We start from the raw sequence: 15,774 nt of genomic DNA on the forward strand, positions 1-15,774 counted from the left end.
TCTGCTCCTTAGTCGGTAAGCCAGCTGGCCTGACGCTGCAGCACCGGCAGCGTCGGACGGCGATGGTGAATGTCCGGCAGCGCGCTAATGAGGCCCTGCGTGTAGGGGTGTTGCGCGTTATGCAGATCCTTTGCGGCAATAGACTCGACCACCCGCCCTGCGTACATCACCAGCACCCGGTCACAGAAGCTGCGCACCAGGTTGATGTCGTGGCTGATGAAAATCAGCCCGAGACCGCGGGACTGCACCAGATCGTCCAGCAGGCCGAGCACCTGCAAACGCACCGATACGTCCAGCGCCGAGGTGGGTTCGTCGGCAATCACCAGCTCCGGCTCAGCAATTAGCATCATCGCAATCATAATGCGCTGCCCCTGCCCGCCGGAAATCTCGTGCGGATACAGGCGATAGACCCGCTCCGGCTGACGAATACGCACCACGTCAAGCATCTTCAGCACGTTGGCTCTGGCTTCGGCCTTGCGCCCCGGATGGTGGGTGAGCCAGGCTTCGGCAATCTGATCCCCCACGCACACCACCGGATTAAGCGAGTATTTCGGGTCCTGCATGATCATCGAGATACGCTTGCCGCGAATGGCGCGCATCTGGGCCTCGCTGACGGTGCGTAAATCAACATCACCAAACTGCATCCGCTCGGCGCGGATGCGTGCTTTGGCCGGATGCAGGCGCAACAGCGCGCGGCCAACCGTCGATTTGCCGGAACCGGATTCACCGACAATCGCCAGTTTTTCGCGTCCAAGCTGGAATGAGACGCCGCGCACCGCGTGAGTGACCGCGCCGCCGTTGATAAAATCGACGTGGAGATCGCGCACGTCGAGCAGCGGACTATTCGCTGCGAGGATCGAGGATGTCACGTAGGCCATCTCCTAAGAAGTTAAACGCCAGGCTGTTAATCAGGATTGCCAGCCCCGGAATTGTGACCACCCACCAGCACTCCATCATGTAGGTACGGCCACTGGAGATCATCGCCCCCCACTCCGGCTCCGGCGGCTGTGCGCCGAGCCCGAGAAAGCCCAGTCCGGCTGCGGTCAGGATGATCCCCGCCATGTTCATGGTGATGCGGATAATCACCGACGGCAGGCACAGCGGCACGATGTGACGCCACAGCACACGCACCGGGGAAGCACCCTGAAGCCGCACAGCGGAGATAAAATCGGCCTGGCGCAGGGAGAGCGTTTCGGCGCGCGCCAGTCGGGCAATTGGCGGCCAGGCGGTGAGCGTGATGGCGATGACGACGTGCTCCAGCCCCGGCCCGAGCGCCGCGACAAATGCCAGCGCCAGCACCAGGCTCGGGAAGGAGATAAAGATATCGGTGACGCGCATCAGCACCGCGTCCACCCTGCCGCCGAAGTAGCCTGCGGTCACGCCCAGCAGCAGCCCCAGCGGGCCGACGGTGACGGAAACCAGCAGCACGATATAGAGCGTGATGCGCGAGCCGTACACCAGGCGGCTGAAGATGTCCCGGCCAAACTCGTCGGTGCCGAACCAGTGCTGCGCATTCGGTGCCGCCAGCGCGTTGTTCAGGTCCTGCACCAGCGGGTTATAGGGTGCAATCAGCGGCGCGAAGGCAGCGACAATCAACAGCAGCAGGATGATGCCGCCGCCGACAGCGGTTAGCGGGTTACGTGCCATCTTGCCGACGAAGCCCACGGCGCGATCCAGCGTGCGCTTAATACGCTGGCGGCGTTCGGATGGCCCGGTCCCCAGCGGCGAATCCAGAGAAACGGTCATGATTTCGTCCTCGGGTCAAAGAGTTGATACAGCATGTCTGAGAGCAGGTTCAGCATCACGAAGATGACCCCCACCAGCAGCACGCAGCCCATCACCGCGTTCATATCCCCGAGCAGCAGGCTGCCGGTGAGATACGAACCAAACCCCGGCCAGGAGAAGACGGTCTCAATCAGCACCGCCCCTTCCAGCAGCGCGCCGTAGGCCAGCGCGACCACCGTCAGCAACTGCACGAGGATATTGCGAAACGCGTGATTCCAGATCACCTGACGCTCGGTTAAGCCCTTCACCCGCGCGGTGATGATGAACTCCTGGGACAACTGCGCCAGCATAAAGCTGCGGGTCATGCGGCTGATGTAGGCCAGAGAGTGGAAGCCGAGCAGCGAAGCCGGCAGCACCAGATGGTTAACGGCGTTCCAGAACACCGCGCCGTTGCCCGCCAGCAGCGCATCGACGGTCATCAGCCCTGTGCGGCGCGGCACTAAACCTTCCAGCCCAAGATCCAGACGCCCTGCCCCGCCCACCCAGCCAAGCCAGGCGTAGAACAGCAGCAGCCCCATCATTCCGACCCAGAAGATCGGCGTGGAATAACCTGCGAGGCTGATAATGCGCACCACGTAATCGGAGAGACTGTTGCGCCGCGCCGCCGCCAGCACGCCCAGCGGAATGCCCAGGCCCGCGCCGACAATAATCGCCATGGTCGCCAGCTCCAGCGTTGCCGGGAAGACGCGCAAAATGTCGTCGGTGACCGGCTTCCCCGTCAGCAGCGCATTACCCAGATCGCCGTGCAGCAGGTTATTGAGGTAGATACCAAACTGCGTCAGCAGGGATTGATCGAACCCCAACTGGTGATACACCTGCTGATAGGTACTGTGATCGGCATCCGGACCAACAATAGCCAGCACCGGGTCGACGGGCATCACGCGGCCGATGAAAAAGGTCAGCAGCAGCAGGCCAAACAGCGTCACCAGCACCTGCGTTAAGCGCTTTGAAAATCGCCGGGTCCGGGAGCCGGGAGAGAGGATCGCCACGCTCATTTTTCACCTCCGGTTTTGTAGACGTCGCGCAGGAAGGTGGTGGCCGACGGGTGCGACTGAAAGTTTTTTACCTCGTTGCGTACCACCACCGAATCCACCATTTGCGACAGGGGGACCATCGCCGGGATCAGTTCGTCGTAGCGCACCTGTATCTGCTGATAGTCGGCTACCTGTTTTTTCGGGTCGCGCTCCAGCAGGGCCTTATCGATCATCGCGTTGAGCGGTTTGTCGTAGAAGCTGGTGCGCCAGCCCTGGAAGTTGGTCAGCCGCGCCTCGTCGCTGTTATCCGGGTTATAGACCAGCGCGCGCAGGCTGGAGTGCGGATGCGGCTCAACCCCGCTACCACCGCGCCCGACGAGCATGTCGAACCTGCGTTCGCGCATCGCGCCGTAGATCTGGTTCCCGGTGCCGGTGATAATTTTGGCGTTGATCCCCGCCTGCATCAGCGTGGACTGGACGGCAATGGCGATGTTGAGGAACGGCTGGTCGGCCAGCACGCGCAGGGTGGTATCAAACCCCTCCGGGTAGCCCGCCTCCGCCAGCAGCTTTTTGGCGCGTGGGATATCGAGCCTGTAGCCCGGATCCGGCAACGTAGAGGGCATGCCGGCTTTGATCGGGCGCTGGTGCAGCACGCCGTAACCCGGCATCAGCGCGTTATTGATGCCTTGATAATCAATCAGATAGCGCACTGCTTCGCGCACTTTAGGGTTGGCGAAGTGTGGCTCTTTCATGCTCATCGCCACGTAGTAAACGGTGCCCTTCTGTACGGCTTCCACGGTCAGCTGCGGATCGCTACGCAGGGCGTTGATGTCCGACACCGCCATGTTGTTGGCGATATCCAGATCGCCCTTCTCAATCATCAGGCGCAGGGTTTGCGACTCCTGGAAATGGCGTAGCACCACGCGGCTCATCTTTGGCTCGCCGCGCCAGTAGTGTGGGTTGCGCTGCATCCGCAGCACGTCCTTCGCCTGCCAGGTGTCCAGCATAAACGGGCCGGAACCGGCCTCGTTGGTGGTCAGCCAGCGGTTCCCCCAGTCGTTGTTCACCGCGTGCTGCTGCACCGTTTTGCTGTCGAGCACGCCGAGGTTGCCCAGCGCCCCCAGCGAGTAAATCACCAGCTGCGGATCGTTGGGCTTCGGCAGGACGATCTGCACGGTATACGCATCGGGGGCGCTGATGTGGCTGTCGATGTTTTTCTTAGAAAATCCGTAAGATTTCCACACCGAGGCCTGCGCGAGGTTCAGGTGCAGCAGTCGGCGCATCGACCAGACCACATCCTTCGCCGTCAGCGGATTGCCGGAGTGAAATGTTACGTCGTCGCGCAGGTGAAAGGTCAGGGTTTTACCGTCCGGGGCAATATCCCAGGACGTCGCCAGCGCGGGTCTGACATGGGTGAGTTCATTCGGATCAAGCTCCACCAGCGAGTCGTAAAGATTGACCACGATACCTACCACTTCGTTACCGGTCATGGCCGCCGGATCGAGGGTGAGCAGGTTGTTCATATTCATGCCGATGATGAGCTGGTCGGGCGGCGTTGTCGCCTGCACCGCCCCGCTCCCCGTCATCAGCGCGAGCGCGACAAGGCACGCCCCGGCTAAGGGAGATCGTTTCATGTATATATCGCCTGTAGGGTACGTTTTTATCTGTCAGTCGTGGCTGACGGTATTGGCTTCGATATATGCAAAATTAATGTCTTCGCCCAGTCCCGGGCGCGTCGGCAGGCTGACCATGCCGTGTTCGTCCATCGGATCGATCAGGCTGTTGAGGTACGTCGCCGGTTCGTCGTAATCGAGGAACGGATGTAGCAGGCCGCGCTCGTACCAGCGGCAGTTTTTGATCGCGCCGATCACCGCCAGGCTCGCCGCCCCGTTGCCGTGCACTTCGCAGTCCATGCCGAAGGATTCCGCCAGGTTCGCCACCTTCAGCGTCGGGGAGATGCCCCCCACACCGTTAGCCCCTGCGCGCAGGATGTCGCACGCCCCGGCCTTGACCCAGTCCGCGCGGCTGTGGTGTTTTCCGCCGAGGCTTTCCGGGCCGATAATCGGAATCGACAGGTTTTCCGCCAGCCAGGCGTAGGACGACATGCTCTCCTCTTCCATTGGCTCCTCAAACCAGGCAAAGCCGAGTTTTTCCAGCTCTTTGCCAATCCACAGCGCGTCGGTACGGCTGTACCAGTGATAGCCGTCGATCATCAGGTCGATATCCGGCCCGACCGCTTCACGCACGGCGGCGCAGGCTTTGATGTCCATTTTAGGGTTGGGCGCGAAGGAGACCGGCGGCATCCAGGTGTGCAGCTTGATGGCCTTATAGCCTCGCGCCACCAGCTTCTCAGCAAAGCGGGCGTACTCGTCCGGCGTGGACAGCCCGCCCGGCAGATCGTCGCCGCACATGGTGCTGCCGTAAGCCGGGACCGTGTCGCGGTAGCCGCCGAGCAGTTTCCAGACCGGCATGTTGAGCTTGCGGCCTGCCAGATCCCACAGCGCCTGCTCGACGAACGAGAGCGCGCGCTCGGTCAGTTGATGGGCGCTGCCGCGCTGCCAGTGCACCAGGTCCTGCCAGATGCGCTCGCGGTTAAATGCGTCCTGCCCTACCAGCACCTTGCGAAAGAATGTGTTGACCACAAAGGGGCGCACCACTTCCGGCGGCGCGAACGAATAGCCCTGAGTGCCATCGTCTGCCGTAATGGTCAGCATCGCCATCTTGGCCGCGCTTTCCGGGCCAGGGTGGGAATGCCCGGCGCTGTCGGAAACGCGCCGCGTCGGATACCGGAATACGGTGACGTTTACAGATTCTATTTTCATGAACAGTCCTTAACGCTACAGAGGATCGGAGTGGCTTCTTATTTTGAAAAGCTGTTTCGAAAACTAACTTTAAGCGCAAAATTCGTCCGCTGCCTTAGACAAATTCCGCTAAGCTTCGGCCATTTTTTGTGCATATGCACGGCAAGGAGTGACACTTTTCACAAAAGAAAGGGGAAATGTGAGGTGGATCGGGATGGGTGTTTGGGTGAAATGAAATAGGGTTTTGGTTTCCCTTCACCCCAAAGGGGAAGGAGATACTATTCCCTCTCCCACCGGGAGAGGGTCAGGGTGAGGGGCAAAACGTTACGCGATCGTCACTTTGCTATCCAGATAGACATCCTGTACCGCATTGATCAGTTTCACGCCGTCGGCCATGGTTTTCTTGAAGGCCTTACGACCAAGGATCAGCCCCATGCCGCCCGCGCGTTTGTTGATCACCGCCGTACGCACCGCGTCAGTGAGGTCGGTATCACCGCCCGCCGCACCGCCGGAGTTAATCAGCCCGGCGCGACCCATGTAGCAGTTCGCCAGCTGGTAGCGCACCAGATCGATCGGGTTTTCGCTGGTCAGCTTGCTGTACACGCGGTCGTCGGTGTAACCATAGTTCACCGCCTTGTAGCCGCCGTTATTCTCAGCCATCTTCTGCTTGACGATATCCGCGCCGATGGTGGCCGCCAGATGATTCGCCTGGCCGGTGAGGTCGGCGGAAACATGGTAATCCACCCCGTCTTTTTTGAACGCGTTGTTACGCAGATAGGCCCACAGCACCGTGACCATACCCAGCTCATGCGCGCGTTCAAACGCCGCAGAAATCTCTTCAATCTGGCGACGCGACTGTTCGGAGCCGAAGTAGATGGTCGCGCCGACCGCGACCGCGCCCATGTTGAACGCCTGCTCAACGCTCGCGTAGAGCGTCTGGTCGTATTCCGTCGGGTAGCTCAGGGTTTCGTTGTGGTTGAGTTTAACGAGGAACGGAATGCGGTGCGCATAGCGGCGCGACACCGAGGCCAGCACGCCATAGGTGGAGGCCACGCAGTTACAGCCGGCTTCAATCGCCAGCTCAACAATGTTTTTTGGGTCGAAGTAAAGCGGGTTAGCCGCAAAGGATGCCCCTGCGGAGTGCTCAACACCCTGATCTACAGGTAAAATAGAGAGGTAACCTGTGCCGGCCAGTCGTCCGGTGTTGTAGAGCGTCTGCATATTTCGCAGTACCGCCGGTGGACGGTTGTTGTCCACCATTACGCGATCTACGTAGTCGTGACCAGGCAGGTAAAGCTGGTCGGCTGGAATGGTCATACAACGATGCTGTAAAAGGCTGTCGGCGTCTTTGCCAAGCAACTGCGCAATATCAGTCATAGTGATGCTCCCGTAAGTCCGACGTGATGTCGGCATGTGTTATCCAGTCCCACCGTGTTGTGGGCAGACTAAGCCTGGTACCGACTTAACAGATTTTCCACCATCTGCAACTTTTTTAAGCACAATCTGCTGGCTCGTTTCGGTTACAACAATTTTGTTACACCGATCAAACAATCGCCTTAAAGGTATTTAAAAGGTATTATTAGATGGTATGTTAAAGGCGTACCCTCTCTGACATGCAGGATTAAACAATGAAAACGAAAGTCCAACTGTCATTCATGATGTTTGTTGAATGGTTTATCTGGGGCGCATGGTTTGTGCCACTGTGGCTATGGCTCAGCAAAAGCGGTTTTACCGCGGGGGAAATTGGCTGGTCTTACGCCTGTACCGCCATCGCCGCGATCGTCTCGCCGATCCTCGTCGGCTCGCTCACCGACCGTTTCTTTGCCGCCCAGAAAGTGCTGGCAGTGCTGATGTTCGCCGGGGCGGTGCTGATGTACTTCGCTGCACAGCAAACCCAGTTCAGCACCTTCTTCCCACTGCTGCTGGCCTACTCATTAACCTACATGCCGACCATTGCGCTGACCAACAGCATCGCCTTTGCCAACGTGGATGATGTCGAAGCCGATTTCCCGCGCATCCGCGTGATGGGCACCATCGGCTGGATCGCCTCCGGGCTGGCGTGCGGTTTCCTGCCGCAGATGCTGGGCTACAACGATATTTCGGATACCAATATTCCGCTGCTGATGACCGCAGCCAGCTCCGCGCTGCTCGGCGTGTTCGCGCTGTTCCTGCCAAACACCCCGCCGAAAAGTACCGGCAAGCTGGATGTCAAAGTGATGCTGGGGCTGGACGCGCTGATCCTGCTGCGCGATAAAAACTTCCTGGTGTTCTTTATCTGTTCGTTCCTGTTCGCCATGCCGCTGGCCTTCTACTACATCTTCGCCAACGGCTATCTCACCGAAGTGGGTATGAAAAACGCCACCGGCTGGATGACGCTCGGCCAGTTCTCCGAAATCTTCTTTATGCTGGCCCTGCCGTTCTTCACCAAACGCTTTGGTATTAAGAAGGTCTTGTTACTGGGCCTGATCACCGCCGCCATCCGCTATGGCTTCTTTGTTTACGGCGGCGCGGAACAGTACTTCACCTATGCCCTGCTGTTCCTCGGCATTCTGCTGCACGGGGTGAGCTACGACTTCTATTACGTGACCGCGTACATCTACGTGGACAAAAAAGCGCCCGCGCACATGCGCACCGCGGCGCAGGGCCTGATTACGCTGTGCTGTCAGGGCTTTGGTAGCCTGCTGGGTTACCGCCTGGGCGGCGTGATGATGGAAAAAATGTTCGCATATAAAGAGCCGGTGAATGGCTTGACCTTCAACTGGGCCGGAATGTGGACGTTTGGCGGGATCATGATTGCCGTGATCGCCGTGCTGTTTATGCTGTTTTTCCGCGAATCGGATAAAGAGATCACCGCAATTGAGGTGGTTGATGGCGATACCGCGCTGACACGAGGGGAAGTTAAATGAAACGAGAACGTATTCTCGGTGCTCTTTACGGGCAGGCGTTAGGGGATGCGATGGGCATGCCGTCGGAGCTGTGGCCACGAAAGCGCGTCAAAGCGCACTTCGGCTGGATTGACCACTTCTTACCCGGCCCGGCAGAAAATAATGCGGCCTGCTATTTCAACCGCGCCGAATTCACCGACGATACGTCAATGGCGCTGTGCCTGGCCGACGCCATTATCGAGTGCGAGGGGGAGATCAACGCCGACGTTATCGGCAAGCATATTCTGCGTTGGGCGCTGGACTTCGATGCCTTTAATAAGAACGTGTTAGGGCCAACCTCCAAAATTGCCCTTAACGCCATCCGCGACGGCAAGCCGGTCAGCGAGCTGGAGAACAACGGCGTCACCAACGGTGCGGCGATGCGCGCTTCCCCGCTGGGCTGCCTGCTTCCCGCCACGCGTCTGGCGCATTTTGTTGAGCAGGTGGCGCTGGCCTCCAGCCCAACGCATAAATCCGATCTGGCCGTTGCCGGCGCGGTCGTGATTGCCTGGGCGATTACGCGCGCCATCGACGGTGAGTCCTGGCAGAACATCGTCGATGCCCTGCCGGGGATCGCACGCGCGGCGCAGGAGGCGAAATCCACCACCTTTAGCGCTTCGCTTGCGGCCCGCATTGAGCTGGCGCTTAAAACCGTGCGCAACGCAAACGGGACAGAGTCCGCCAGCGAGCAGATTTATCAGCTTATCGGGGCGGGAACCAGCACCATTGAGTCCGTACCTGCGGCTATCGCGATGGTTGAACTGGCCGGAACCGACCCGAACCGCTGCGCGATCCTGTGCGCCAATCTGGGCGGTGACACGGACACCATCGGTGCGATGGCAACGGCAATCTGCGGCGCGCTTCACGGCGTGCAGGCGATTGACCCGGCGCTTAAGGCCGAGCTAGACGCCATTAACCAGCTTGATTTCGGCTACTACTGCGAAAAACTGCTGCACTACCGGGAGCAAAGGGAGGGCGTATGAGTTCATTTGCCCACAGCCTTGCCACGCTTACGACCACGCGTCCGGTAACGGTGCTGGGCGCGGCGGTCATTGATGTCATCGCCGATGCCTACGCCCTGCCGTGGCGCGGGTGTGATATCGAGCTAAAGCAGCAGGGAGTAAACATTGGCGGCTGTGCGCTGAACATCGCCATTGCCCTGAAACGCCTTGGGATCGAGACGCAAAATGCCCTGCCCGTTGGGCACGGCGTGTGGGCGGATATCATTCGTAACGCCATGGCGAAGCAGGATCTGCACAGCGCCATCGAGGCCGAATCCGGCGATAACGGCTGGTGCCTGGCGCTGGTCGAGCCCGACGGCGAACGCACGTTCATGTCATTTAGCGGCGTGGAAAACCAGTGGCAGCAGAGCTGGCTGGATGCGCTGAACGTGCCGCCAGGGAGCCTGGTCTCGTTGTCCGGGTATCAGCTGGCGTCGCCGAGCGGTGAACGGCTGACGCGCTGGCTGGAAGGGCTGCGGGACGTCACCGCGTTTATCGACTTCGGCCCGCGCATTGCCGATATCCCCGACGCGCTGATGGCGCGGATCATGGCCTGCAAACCGATTGTGTCGCTTAATCGCCAGGAGGCGGATATTGCCGCTGAACGAGCGGGTATGCATGTCGACACCCTCGGCGCGCAGTGGCAGCAGCGTTTCGCCGCGCCATTGATCGTACGGCACGATAAAGACGGTGCGGCCTGGTACGACGGCGACGCCTCGGGCTACGTGCCAGCGTTTTCAGCAACGGTGGTGGACACCATTGGCGCGGGCGACAGCCACGCGGGCGGCACGCTTGCCGGCCTGGCGGCGGGCTGGAGTCTGGCGGATGCGGTGCGGCTGGGAAATGCGGTCGCCGCGTGGGTGGTCAGCCACCGCGGCGGCGACTGTGCCCCCACGCGAGAGGCGCTACTCCTCGCATACAAAGACGTATAAATCGCTGCGACAGTAGCTAATACTGTACTCAATCGGCCGGTGCTGTTGGTCAAGCGCAACTTGCTTGATCACCAGCACCGGTATTTTTTCGTCCATCTTAATGTGAGTCTGGAATTCAGCGTCCGGCATCCGCGCGCTGACGCGAGAGCGGGTGCGCTGGGGGAAGATATTCTGGCTGCGGAAATAGTCGTACAGCGAAACACCGATGGCATCGGGATCGGGGATCAGCCCGACCGGCACCCAGGATTCCTCAATCGACACCGCATCGTCATCCACATAGCGGATGCGTTTGAGCAAAAAAACCTGGCTGTCCGGCGGAAGGGAAAGATGGTTAGCCACCTCTTCCGGGCAGGTCACCACCCGCTTGTTGACCCACAGGGTGTTAGGCTTTTGACCGCGTAGCACCACCTGCTGAGAAAACCCGCGCGCTTCCTTGAGCGAATATTCGAAGATATTGTTGATTTGCGTGCCGTAGCCGCGGGCGCGCGTGACCACGCCCTCCTCCTCCAGCGCCTGCATCGCTTTACGCACGGTGATGCGTGACACCCCGGTCAGCTGGCTCAGGTCACGTTCGCCCGGCAGGATATTCCCGTGTGCCAGCACGCCGCTGCGTACTGCGTTTTTGACCGTTTCGGCAAATTTCAGGTACAGCGGCGTATTATCGGGCGCGGCGATCCGTTCATTGAGTTGGGCGATCAACCGGGTATGCGCTTGTTCCATCTCTGTTTTTCTCAGGCGAGGTGTATTCTGTCAGTATACGGCTTACCACCATGCATGAAAATGGTGAACAGGGCCAATACCGTGACCCACTTCCAGAGAATCGGCTTTTGCCAGCGCGTGTGAGAGCCAGACTTTGGCCTCCTGCACCGTATCGGCCCAGTTCGCATGGCGCGGACGCAGCGCCGCCAGCGCGGCAGAGAGCGTACAGCCCGTCCCGTGGGTGTTTTTGGTCTGCACGCGCGGGGCGGTAAAACGTTGCGCGCCGTCCCGCGTGAACAGCCAGTCCGGGCTTTGTGCATCGTCCAGATGTCCGCCTTTCATCAGCACCGCACCGCAGCCCATCGCCAGCAGCGCGGCCCCCTGCTCTTTCATCTCTCGCTCGTTTTGCGCGTGACACGCGTTCAGCAGCGCGGCGGCTTCCGGCAGATTCGGTGTGATCAGCGCCACCTGCGGCAGGAGCTTTTTACGCAGCGTCTCAACGGCCGACGCGGAAAGCAGCGGATCGCCGCTTTTGGCCAGCATCACGGTATCAAGCACCACGTTTTGCACCTGGTAGCGGTTAAGCCGTTCCGCCACCGCTTCAACGATATCGGTCTCGGCCAGCATGCCGATTTTTGTGGTATCAATGCGCACGTCGCTGAAAACGGAATCGAGCTGCGCCGCGACAAAATCCGGCTCAATGCGATAGACCGACTGCACGCCGCGCGTGTTTTGCGCCACCAGCGCGGTAATGACGGAGCAGCCGTACGCCCCAAGCGCCGAGAAGGTTTTCAAATCGGCCTGGATCCCCGCGCCGCCGCTCGGATCTGTGCCTGCGATAGTCAGTGCGTTGATGCGTTTCATGCCTGCACCTCCAGCGTGTACAGCGCGTCGAGGAAGGCGCTGGCAAAACTGCCCGGACCACGGCTTTGCGACGCGGCAAGCGTGCCGGCACGCTTCATAAATCCGCAGGCGGCCGTGACGTTATCCAGCCTGTCGCCGGGAAGCGAACAGCTGGCCGCAACCACCGCCGAGAGCGCGCAGCCGGTGCCCACTACCCGGGTCATCAGCGGATCGCCCCCGGCCACCGTGCGGGTACGCTGCCCGTCGGTGATGTAATCCACCTCTCCCGTCACCACCACTATCGCATTGGTTTGCCGTGCCAGTGCCTTTGCAGCAGGTACCGCGCTGGCGGCGGTATCGGTGGTGTCCACCCCGCGTCCGCCCGCGCTCATCCCGGCCAACGCGAGGATTTCCGAGGCATTGCCACGAATAGCGGCAGGGCTAAGGGTGAGGATTTGATGGCAAAAACGGCTGCGGAACGCCAGCGCGCCTACAGCAACCGGGTCAAGCGTCCAGGGCTTTCCTGCCGCCACGGCGCGCTCAATGGCGCGGCGCATCGACTGCGCGCGCGGTGAAGTGAGCGTGCCGACGTTAATCAGCAGTGCATCAGCAAGCGCGGCAAACTGTTCAGCCTCTTCCGCTTCAATCACCATGGCGGGCGATGCGCCCAGCGCCAGTAGCACGTTGGCGGTAAAGGTCTGCACGACGTCGTTGGTCATACAGTGCGTGAGCGGGGAACGGGTGCGGAATTGATGTAAAACGTGTAAATCGAGCAGGTCAGGCTGCATGGTTTCGCTCCTGCCTTGCGTGAAGAAGCGATGACCGGGAAGGCATCTGACTTCCCTACGCTGGCATTATCCAGATCAGGTAATACGGGTATTTCTCAGCCTTCACGTGGAAGGGCACCCCGAGTCAAAGAGACACCAGTATAACGAATTAGCGCCCTTTGTTTAATCTGTTTTTTTTGATTTTTAAGAGAGGCATTTTCACTTAATACACAGTGAGTTTCATTCGAAATAATAACCTGAGACTGTGCGATTGCACCGCTTCATAATAACCTTGAAAACATTACTCCAGTTAACGCATGTGCAATCAACGACTTATCTTCAGAACGCTATAAAAACACATAAGTTAATGTTTACATTAATATTTTCCACTCACTCTCACTGTTGCAATTCGTGCTTAACGTGATCTTAATCAAAGTTTTAAACGTCACCTTACTGGATAGTTCATCCCAGTTATCTTTTTCACTTTTATGAAACCCCATGTGCGGGTTCGTATATACACGATTATATTAACCTTTAGTTCGTTAGCAATAATAACGAAAACAGTCACTAACATGTCTAAATATATATTTCTCTCTGCCGCCCTCTACCTGATGCTTATTACTCTCGGGATCTGGATTGGCGTGATGTACGTTTCTTATTATCTGTGTAGGTTATAAGGCAATAACATGAAGAAGTTGATGATGATAGTCATAAGCACGGCCATGCTTGCGGGATGTGCCTCGCCTGAACAGCGGATCGCGAATTGCACCGCGAAAGGGGTGAGCTACGATACATGTTATCTCTCTGAGCAACAAAGGCAACAAAGCATTACCAATGCGTCCCTTTCCGCGGCTTATGCAAACGCGGCCCGGGCGACAGAGACGCATCCTGAACATACAAAACATCCTTGAGGCAGGAATATGAAAACGAAATTAGCCCTTATCGCATTGCTGTTCTCCGTCGCCACCGCGCCGGCTTACGCCATCAACGCGCAGTATCGCGCTCAGTTAGAACGCTCGGGATGTACTGAAATAAGCGCCAGCGATGGCTCGTGCGATATTAACAAAAGCAAAGCGGAAAACGCGGCGCCGCCCGATAAGGCAGCACAAATTCACGACCCGATGCGGGAAGCTTCTTTCTCGGCAAACGGGCTTAACGCCACCATTTCAAACGGCTTTTTTAGTGCGACGGTCAATGGCAAAAAGGCGACCGTTAAGCGTCTGAACGCCCATTTCTATGAAATCCACGGCGCGGGGTACGTTATATCGATTGTGCTTGATGACAATGGTATTACGGATGCGTCCTGGAATAAAACGACCGGTCGCGAGCACGGCGTTTTACAGGTGACGCAACAATAACCGGTTAAAGGAGGCGTAAAGCCTCCTTATCCCTTAAAAAAAGGCACGATTTGTAACACTCTTTGACGTACATTTGCAGTCCTCAACAAACACGTGAAACCCCTTGTTCTGCCTGAATAAAAACCACCGTCTGGTGGGTTAAATTTGGGATAAAACCCGCCCTGTTCGCCATGTAACAAAACGGTAAGCAAATTATCGATTGAGCCACGTGTCAAAAGGCTCTATATTGGCGGCGTTTTTTCAGGCCCCATCTATTTTTTAAAACTATTTATTCAATCGTGGCGCATAACGAAGCCGCGGTTGTAGGAGAGATATGATGACGGATAAAGTCCGTATTGACACCGCAGATGCCCCTAAAAGCAACGAAACCTATCTGGCCCGTCAGGCCGAGTTCGAATCTAACGTCCGCAGTTATCCGCGCAAGCTGCCTTTAGCGATCACTAAAGCAGAAGGCGTGTGGATCACCGATGCAGATAATAAAGAATACCTTGATTGTTTAGCTGGCGCGGGCACCCTTGCGCTTGGTCACAATCATCCTGATGTGCTGAAAAGCATCCAAAATGTCATTACCAGCGGCTTGCCGTTACATACCCTGGATCTGACTACGCCGTTGAAAGACGCGTTTTCAGAATACCTGCTCTCCCTGCTGCCAGGTCAGGGCAAAGAATACTGCCTGCAGTTTACCGGCCCGTCCGGTGCTGACGCCGTTGAAGCGGCGCTGAAGCTGGCGAAAAAAGTCACCGGCCGTAGCGGGATCATCAGCTTCTCGGGTGGTTACCACGGCATGACCCACGGCGCGCTGTCCGTGACCGGCAACCTGTCTCCGAAAGAAGCCGTAGACGGCATGATGCCGGAAGTGCAGTTCATGCCTTATCCGCATCAGTACCGCTGCCCGCTGGGTATCGGTGGTGAAGCGGGCGTGAAAGCGCTGACCTACTACTTCGACAACCTGATTAACGACGTTGAAAGCGGCGTGCGTAAACCTGCGGCGGTGATCCTTGAAGCCGTTCAGGGTGAAGGCGGCGTGAACCCGGCTCCGGCTGAGTGGCTGCAGCGCATCCGTAAAGTGACTCAGGAACACGGCATTCTGCTGATCCTCGACGAAGTGCAGGCAGGTTTTGCCCGTACCGGTAAATTCTTCGCCTTCGAGCACGCGGGCATTGAGCCAGACATCATCGTGATGTCCAAAGCGGTTGGCGGCGGTCTGCCACTGGCTGTGCTGGGTATCAAAAAGCAGTTCGATGCATGGGCGCCAGGCCACCACACCGGCACGTTCCGCGGCAACCAGCTGGCGATGGCAACCGGTCTGACGACGCTGAAAATCCTGAAAGACCAGAACATTGCAGACAAAGTGGCTGCACAGGGCGAATGGCTGAAAGGCCAGCTGAAAGAGATGGCGAAACGCTATCCGGTGATCGGCCACGTTCGCGGTCTGGGCATGATGATCGGTATTGAGATCGTCAAGCCAGACGAAGCCGCTGACCACATGGGCTGCTTCCCTGGCGACGGCGAGCTGTCAGCGCTGATCCAGAAGAAGTGCTTCGAAGCGGGCCTGATTCTGGAGCGCGGTGGCCGTAACGGCGTCGTGCTGCGTCTGCTGCCGTCACTGCTGATCAGCGATGAAGAGCTGAAAGTGTTCCTGGATAAATTCGAGCAGGCGCTGCTTGCTGCGGGCGTTCGCCCGGCGTAA

14 protein-coding genes and 1 riboswitch are annotated in these 15,774 nt (G+C 58.4%); of the genes, 5 read left to right on the forward strand and 9 right to left on the reverse strand.

Annotation, left to right across the window (positions count from 1 at the left end):
• Nucleotides 1-8 precede the first annotated feature (8 nt).
• The 6 genes from FFS28_RS08950 to fbaB form a co-directional block, all read right to left on the reverse strand.
• Nucleotides 9-869: an ABC transporter ATP-binding protein gene (locus FFS28_RS08950; RefSeq protein ID WP_137849358.1), complete on the reverse strand. Its 861-nt coding sequence runs from the start codon at nt 867-869 to the stop codon at nt 9-11.
• Entirely contained in the window at nt 841-1,746 is a 906-nt protein-coding gene (locus tag FFS28_RS08955) for an ABC transporter permease (protein ID WP_137849359.1), read from the reverse strand. The genes FFS28_RS08950 and FFS28_RS08955 overlap by 29 nt, the downstream gene beginning before the upstream one ends.
• Nucleotides 1,743-2,780 carry an ABC transporter permease gene (locus tag FFS28_RS08960; protein ID WP_137849360.1) on the reverse strand — a complete coding sequence of 346 codons (1,038 nt, stop codon included), beginning with the start codon at nt 2,778-2,780 and terminating at the stop codon, nt 1,743-1,745. The genes FFS28_RS08955 and FFS28_RS08960 overlap by 4 nt, the downstream gene beginning before the upstream one ends.
• Nucleotides 2,777-4,393, reverse strand: a complete 1,617-nt coding sequence (locus FFS28_RS08965; protein ID WP_137849361.1) for an ABC transporter substrate-binding protein — start codon at nt 4,391-4,393, stop codon at nt 2,777-2,779. Before FFS28_RS08965 ends, FFS28_RS08960 begins: the two co-directional genes overlap by 4 nt.
• A gap of 33 nt (nt 4,394-4,426) precedes the next feature.
• Entirely contained in the window at nt 4,427-5,581 is a 1,155-nt protein-coding gene (locus FFS28_RS08970; protein WP_137849362.1) for a mandelate racemase family protein, read from the reverse strand.
• Nucleotides 5,582-5,884: 303 nt separating this feature from the next.
• A complete protein-coding gene (gene fbaB, locus FFS28_RS08975; RefSeq protein ID WP_006176348.1) occupies nt 5,885-6,937 on the reverse strand; it encodes a class I fructose-bisphosphate aldolase in 1,053 nt (350 codons plus the stop codon).
• A 251-nt stretch (nt 6,938-7,188) separates the two neighbouring features.
• Here fbaB and FFS28_RS08980 point away from each other — a divergent pair, with 251 nt between their 5' ends.
• Genes FFS28_RS08980 through FFS28_RS08990 form a run of 3 tightly spaced genes read left to right on the forward strand, consistent with a single transcriptional unit; the run spans nt 7,189 to nt 10,417 of the window.
• Nucleotides 7,189-8,466, forward strand: coding sequence for a nucleoside permease (locus tag FFS28_RS08980; protein WP_006176350.1), 1,278 nt, complete (start codon nt 7,189-7,191; stop codon nt 8,464-8,466).
• Nucleotides 8,463-9,467, forward strand: coding sequence for an ADP-ribosylglycohydrolase family protein (locus FFS28_RS08985; protein ID WP_137849363.1), 1,005 nt, complete (start codon nt 8,463-8,465; stop codon nt 9,465-9,467). The genes FFS28_RS08980 and FFS28_RS08985 overlap by 4 nt, the downstream gene beginning before the upstream one ends.
• Nucleotides 9,464-10,417, forward strand: coding sequence for a PfkB family carbohydrate kinase (locus tag FFS28_RS08990; RefSeq protein ID WP_137849364.1), 954 nt, complete (start codon nt 9,464-9,466; stop codon nt 10,415-10,417). Before FFS28_RS08985 ends, FFS28_RS08990 begins: the two co-directional genes overlap by 4 nt.
• On the opposite strand, the gene FFS28_RS08995 is transcribed toward FFS28_RS08990, so the two are convergent.
• Genes FFS28_RS08995 through thiM form a run of 3 tightly spaced genes read right to left on the reverse strand, consistent with a single transcriptional unit; the run spans nt 10,391 to nt 12,747 of the window.
• Nucleotides 10,391-11,137: a GntR family transcriptional regulator gene (locus FFS28_RS08995; RefSeq protein ID WP_137849365.1), complete on the reverse strand. Its 747-nt coding sequence runs from the start codon at nt 11,135-11,137 to the stop codon at nt 10,391-10,393. The genes FFS28_RS08990 and FFS28_RS08995 overlap by 27 nt on opposite strands.
• Before the next feature lie 42 nt (nt 11,138-11,179).
• Nucleotides 11,180-11,980: a bifunctional hydroxymethylpyrimidine kinase/phosphomethylpyrimidine kinase gene (thiD, locus tag FFS28_RS09000; RefSeq protein WP_137849366.1), complete on the reverse strand. Its 801-nt coding sequence runs from the start codon at nt 11,978-11,980 to the stop codon at nt 11,180-11,182.
• Entirely contained in the window at nt 11,977-12,747 is a 771-nt protein-coding gene (gene thiM, locus FFS28_RS09005) for a hydroxyethylthiazole kinase (protein ID WP_137849367.1), read from the reverse strand. The genes thiD and thiM overlap by 4 nt, the downstream gene beginning before the upstream one ends.
• Before the next feature lie 35 nt (nt 12,748-12,782).
• Nucleotides 12,783-12,879: riboswitch (TPP riboswitch) on the reverse strand.
• 767 nt (nt 12,880-13,646) lie between these two features.
• On the opposite strand from thiM, the gene FFS28_RS09015 reads away from it, so the two are divergent.
• On the forward strand, nt 13,647-14,084 hold the full coding sequence (locus FFS28_RS09015) for a hypothetical protein (RefSeq protein WP_137849369.1): 438 nt from the start codon (nt 13,647-13,649) through the stop codon (nt 14,082-14,084).
• A 313-nt stretch (nt 14,085-14,397) separates the two neighbouring features.
• Entirely contained in the window at nt 14,398-15,774 is a 1,377-nt protein-coding gene (locus FFS28_RS09020; protein WP_006176373.1) for a diaminobutyrate--2-oxoglutarate transaminase, read from the forward strand.

The sequence above is a fragment of the Enterobacter sp. 2VL genome, from assembly GCF_005503595.1.
GTDB classification, from domain to species: Bacteria; Pseudomonadota; Gammaproteobacteria; order Enterobacterales; family Enterobacteriaceae; genus Enterobacter; species Enterobacter cancerogenus.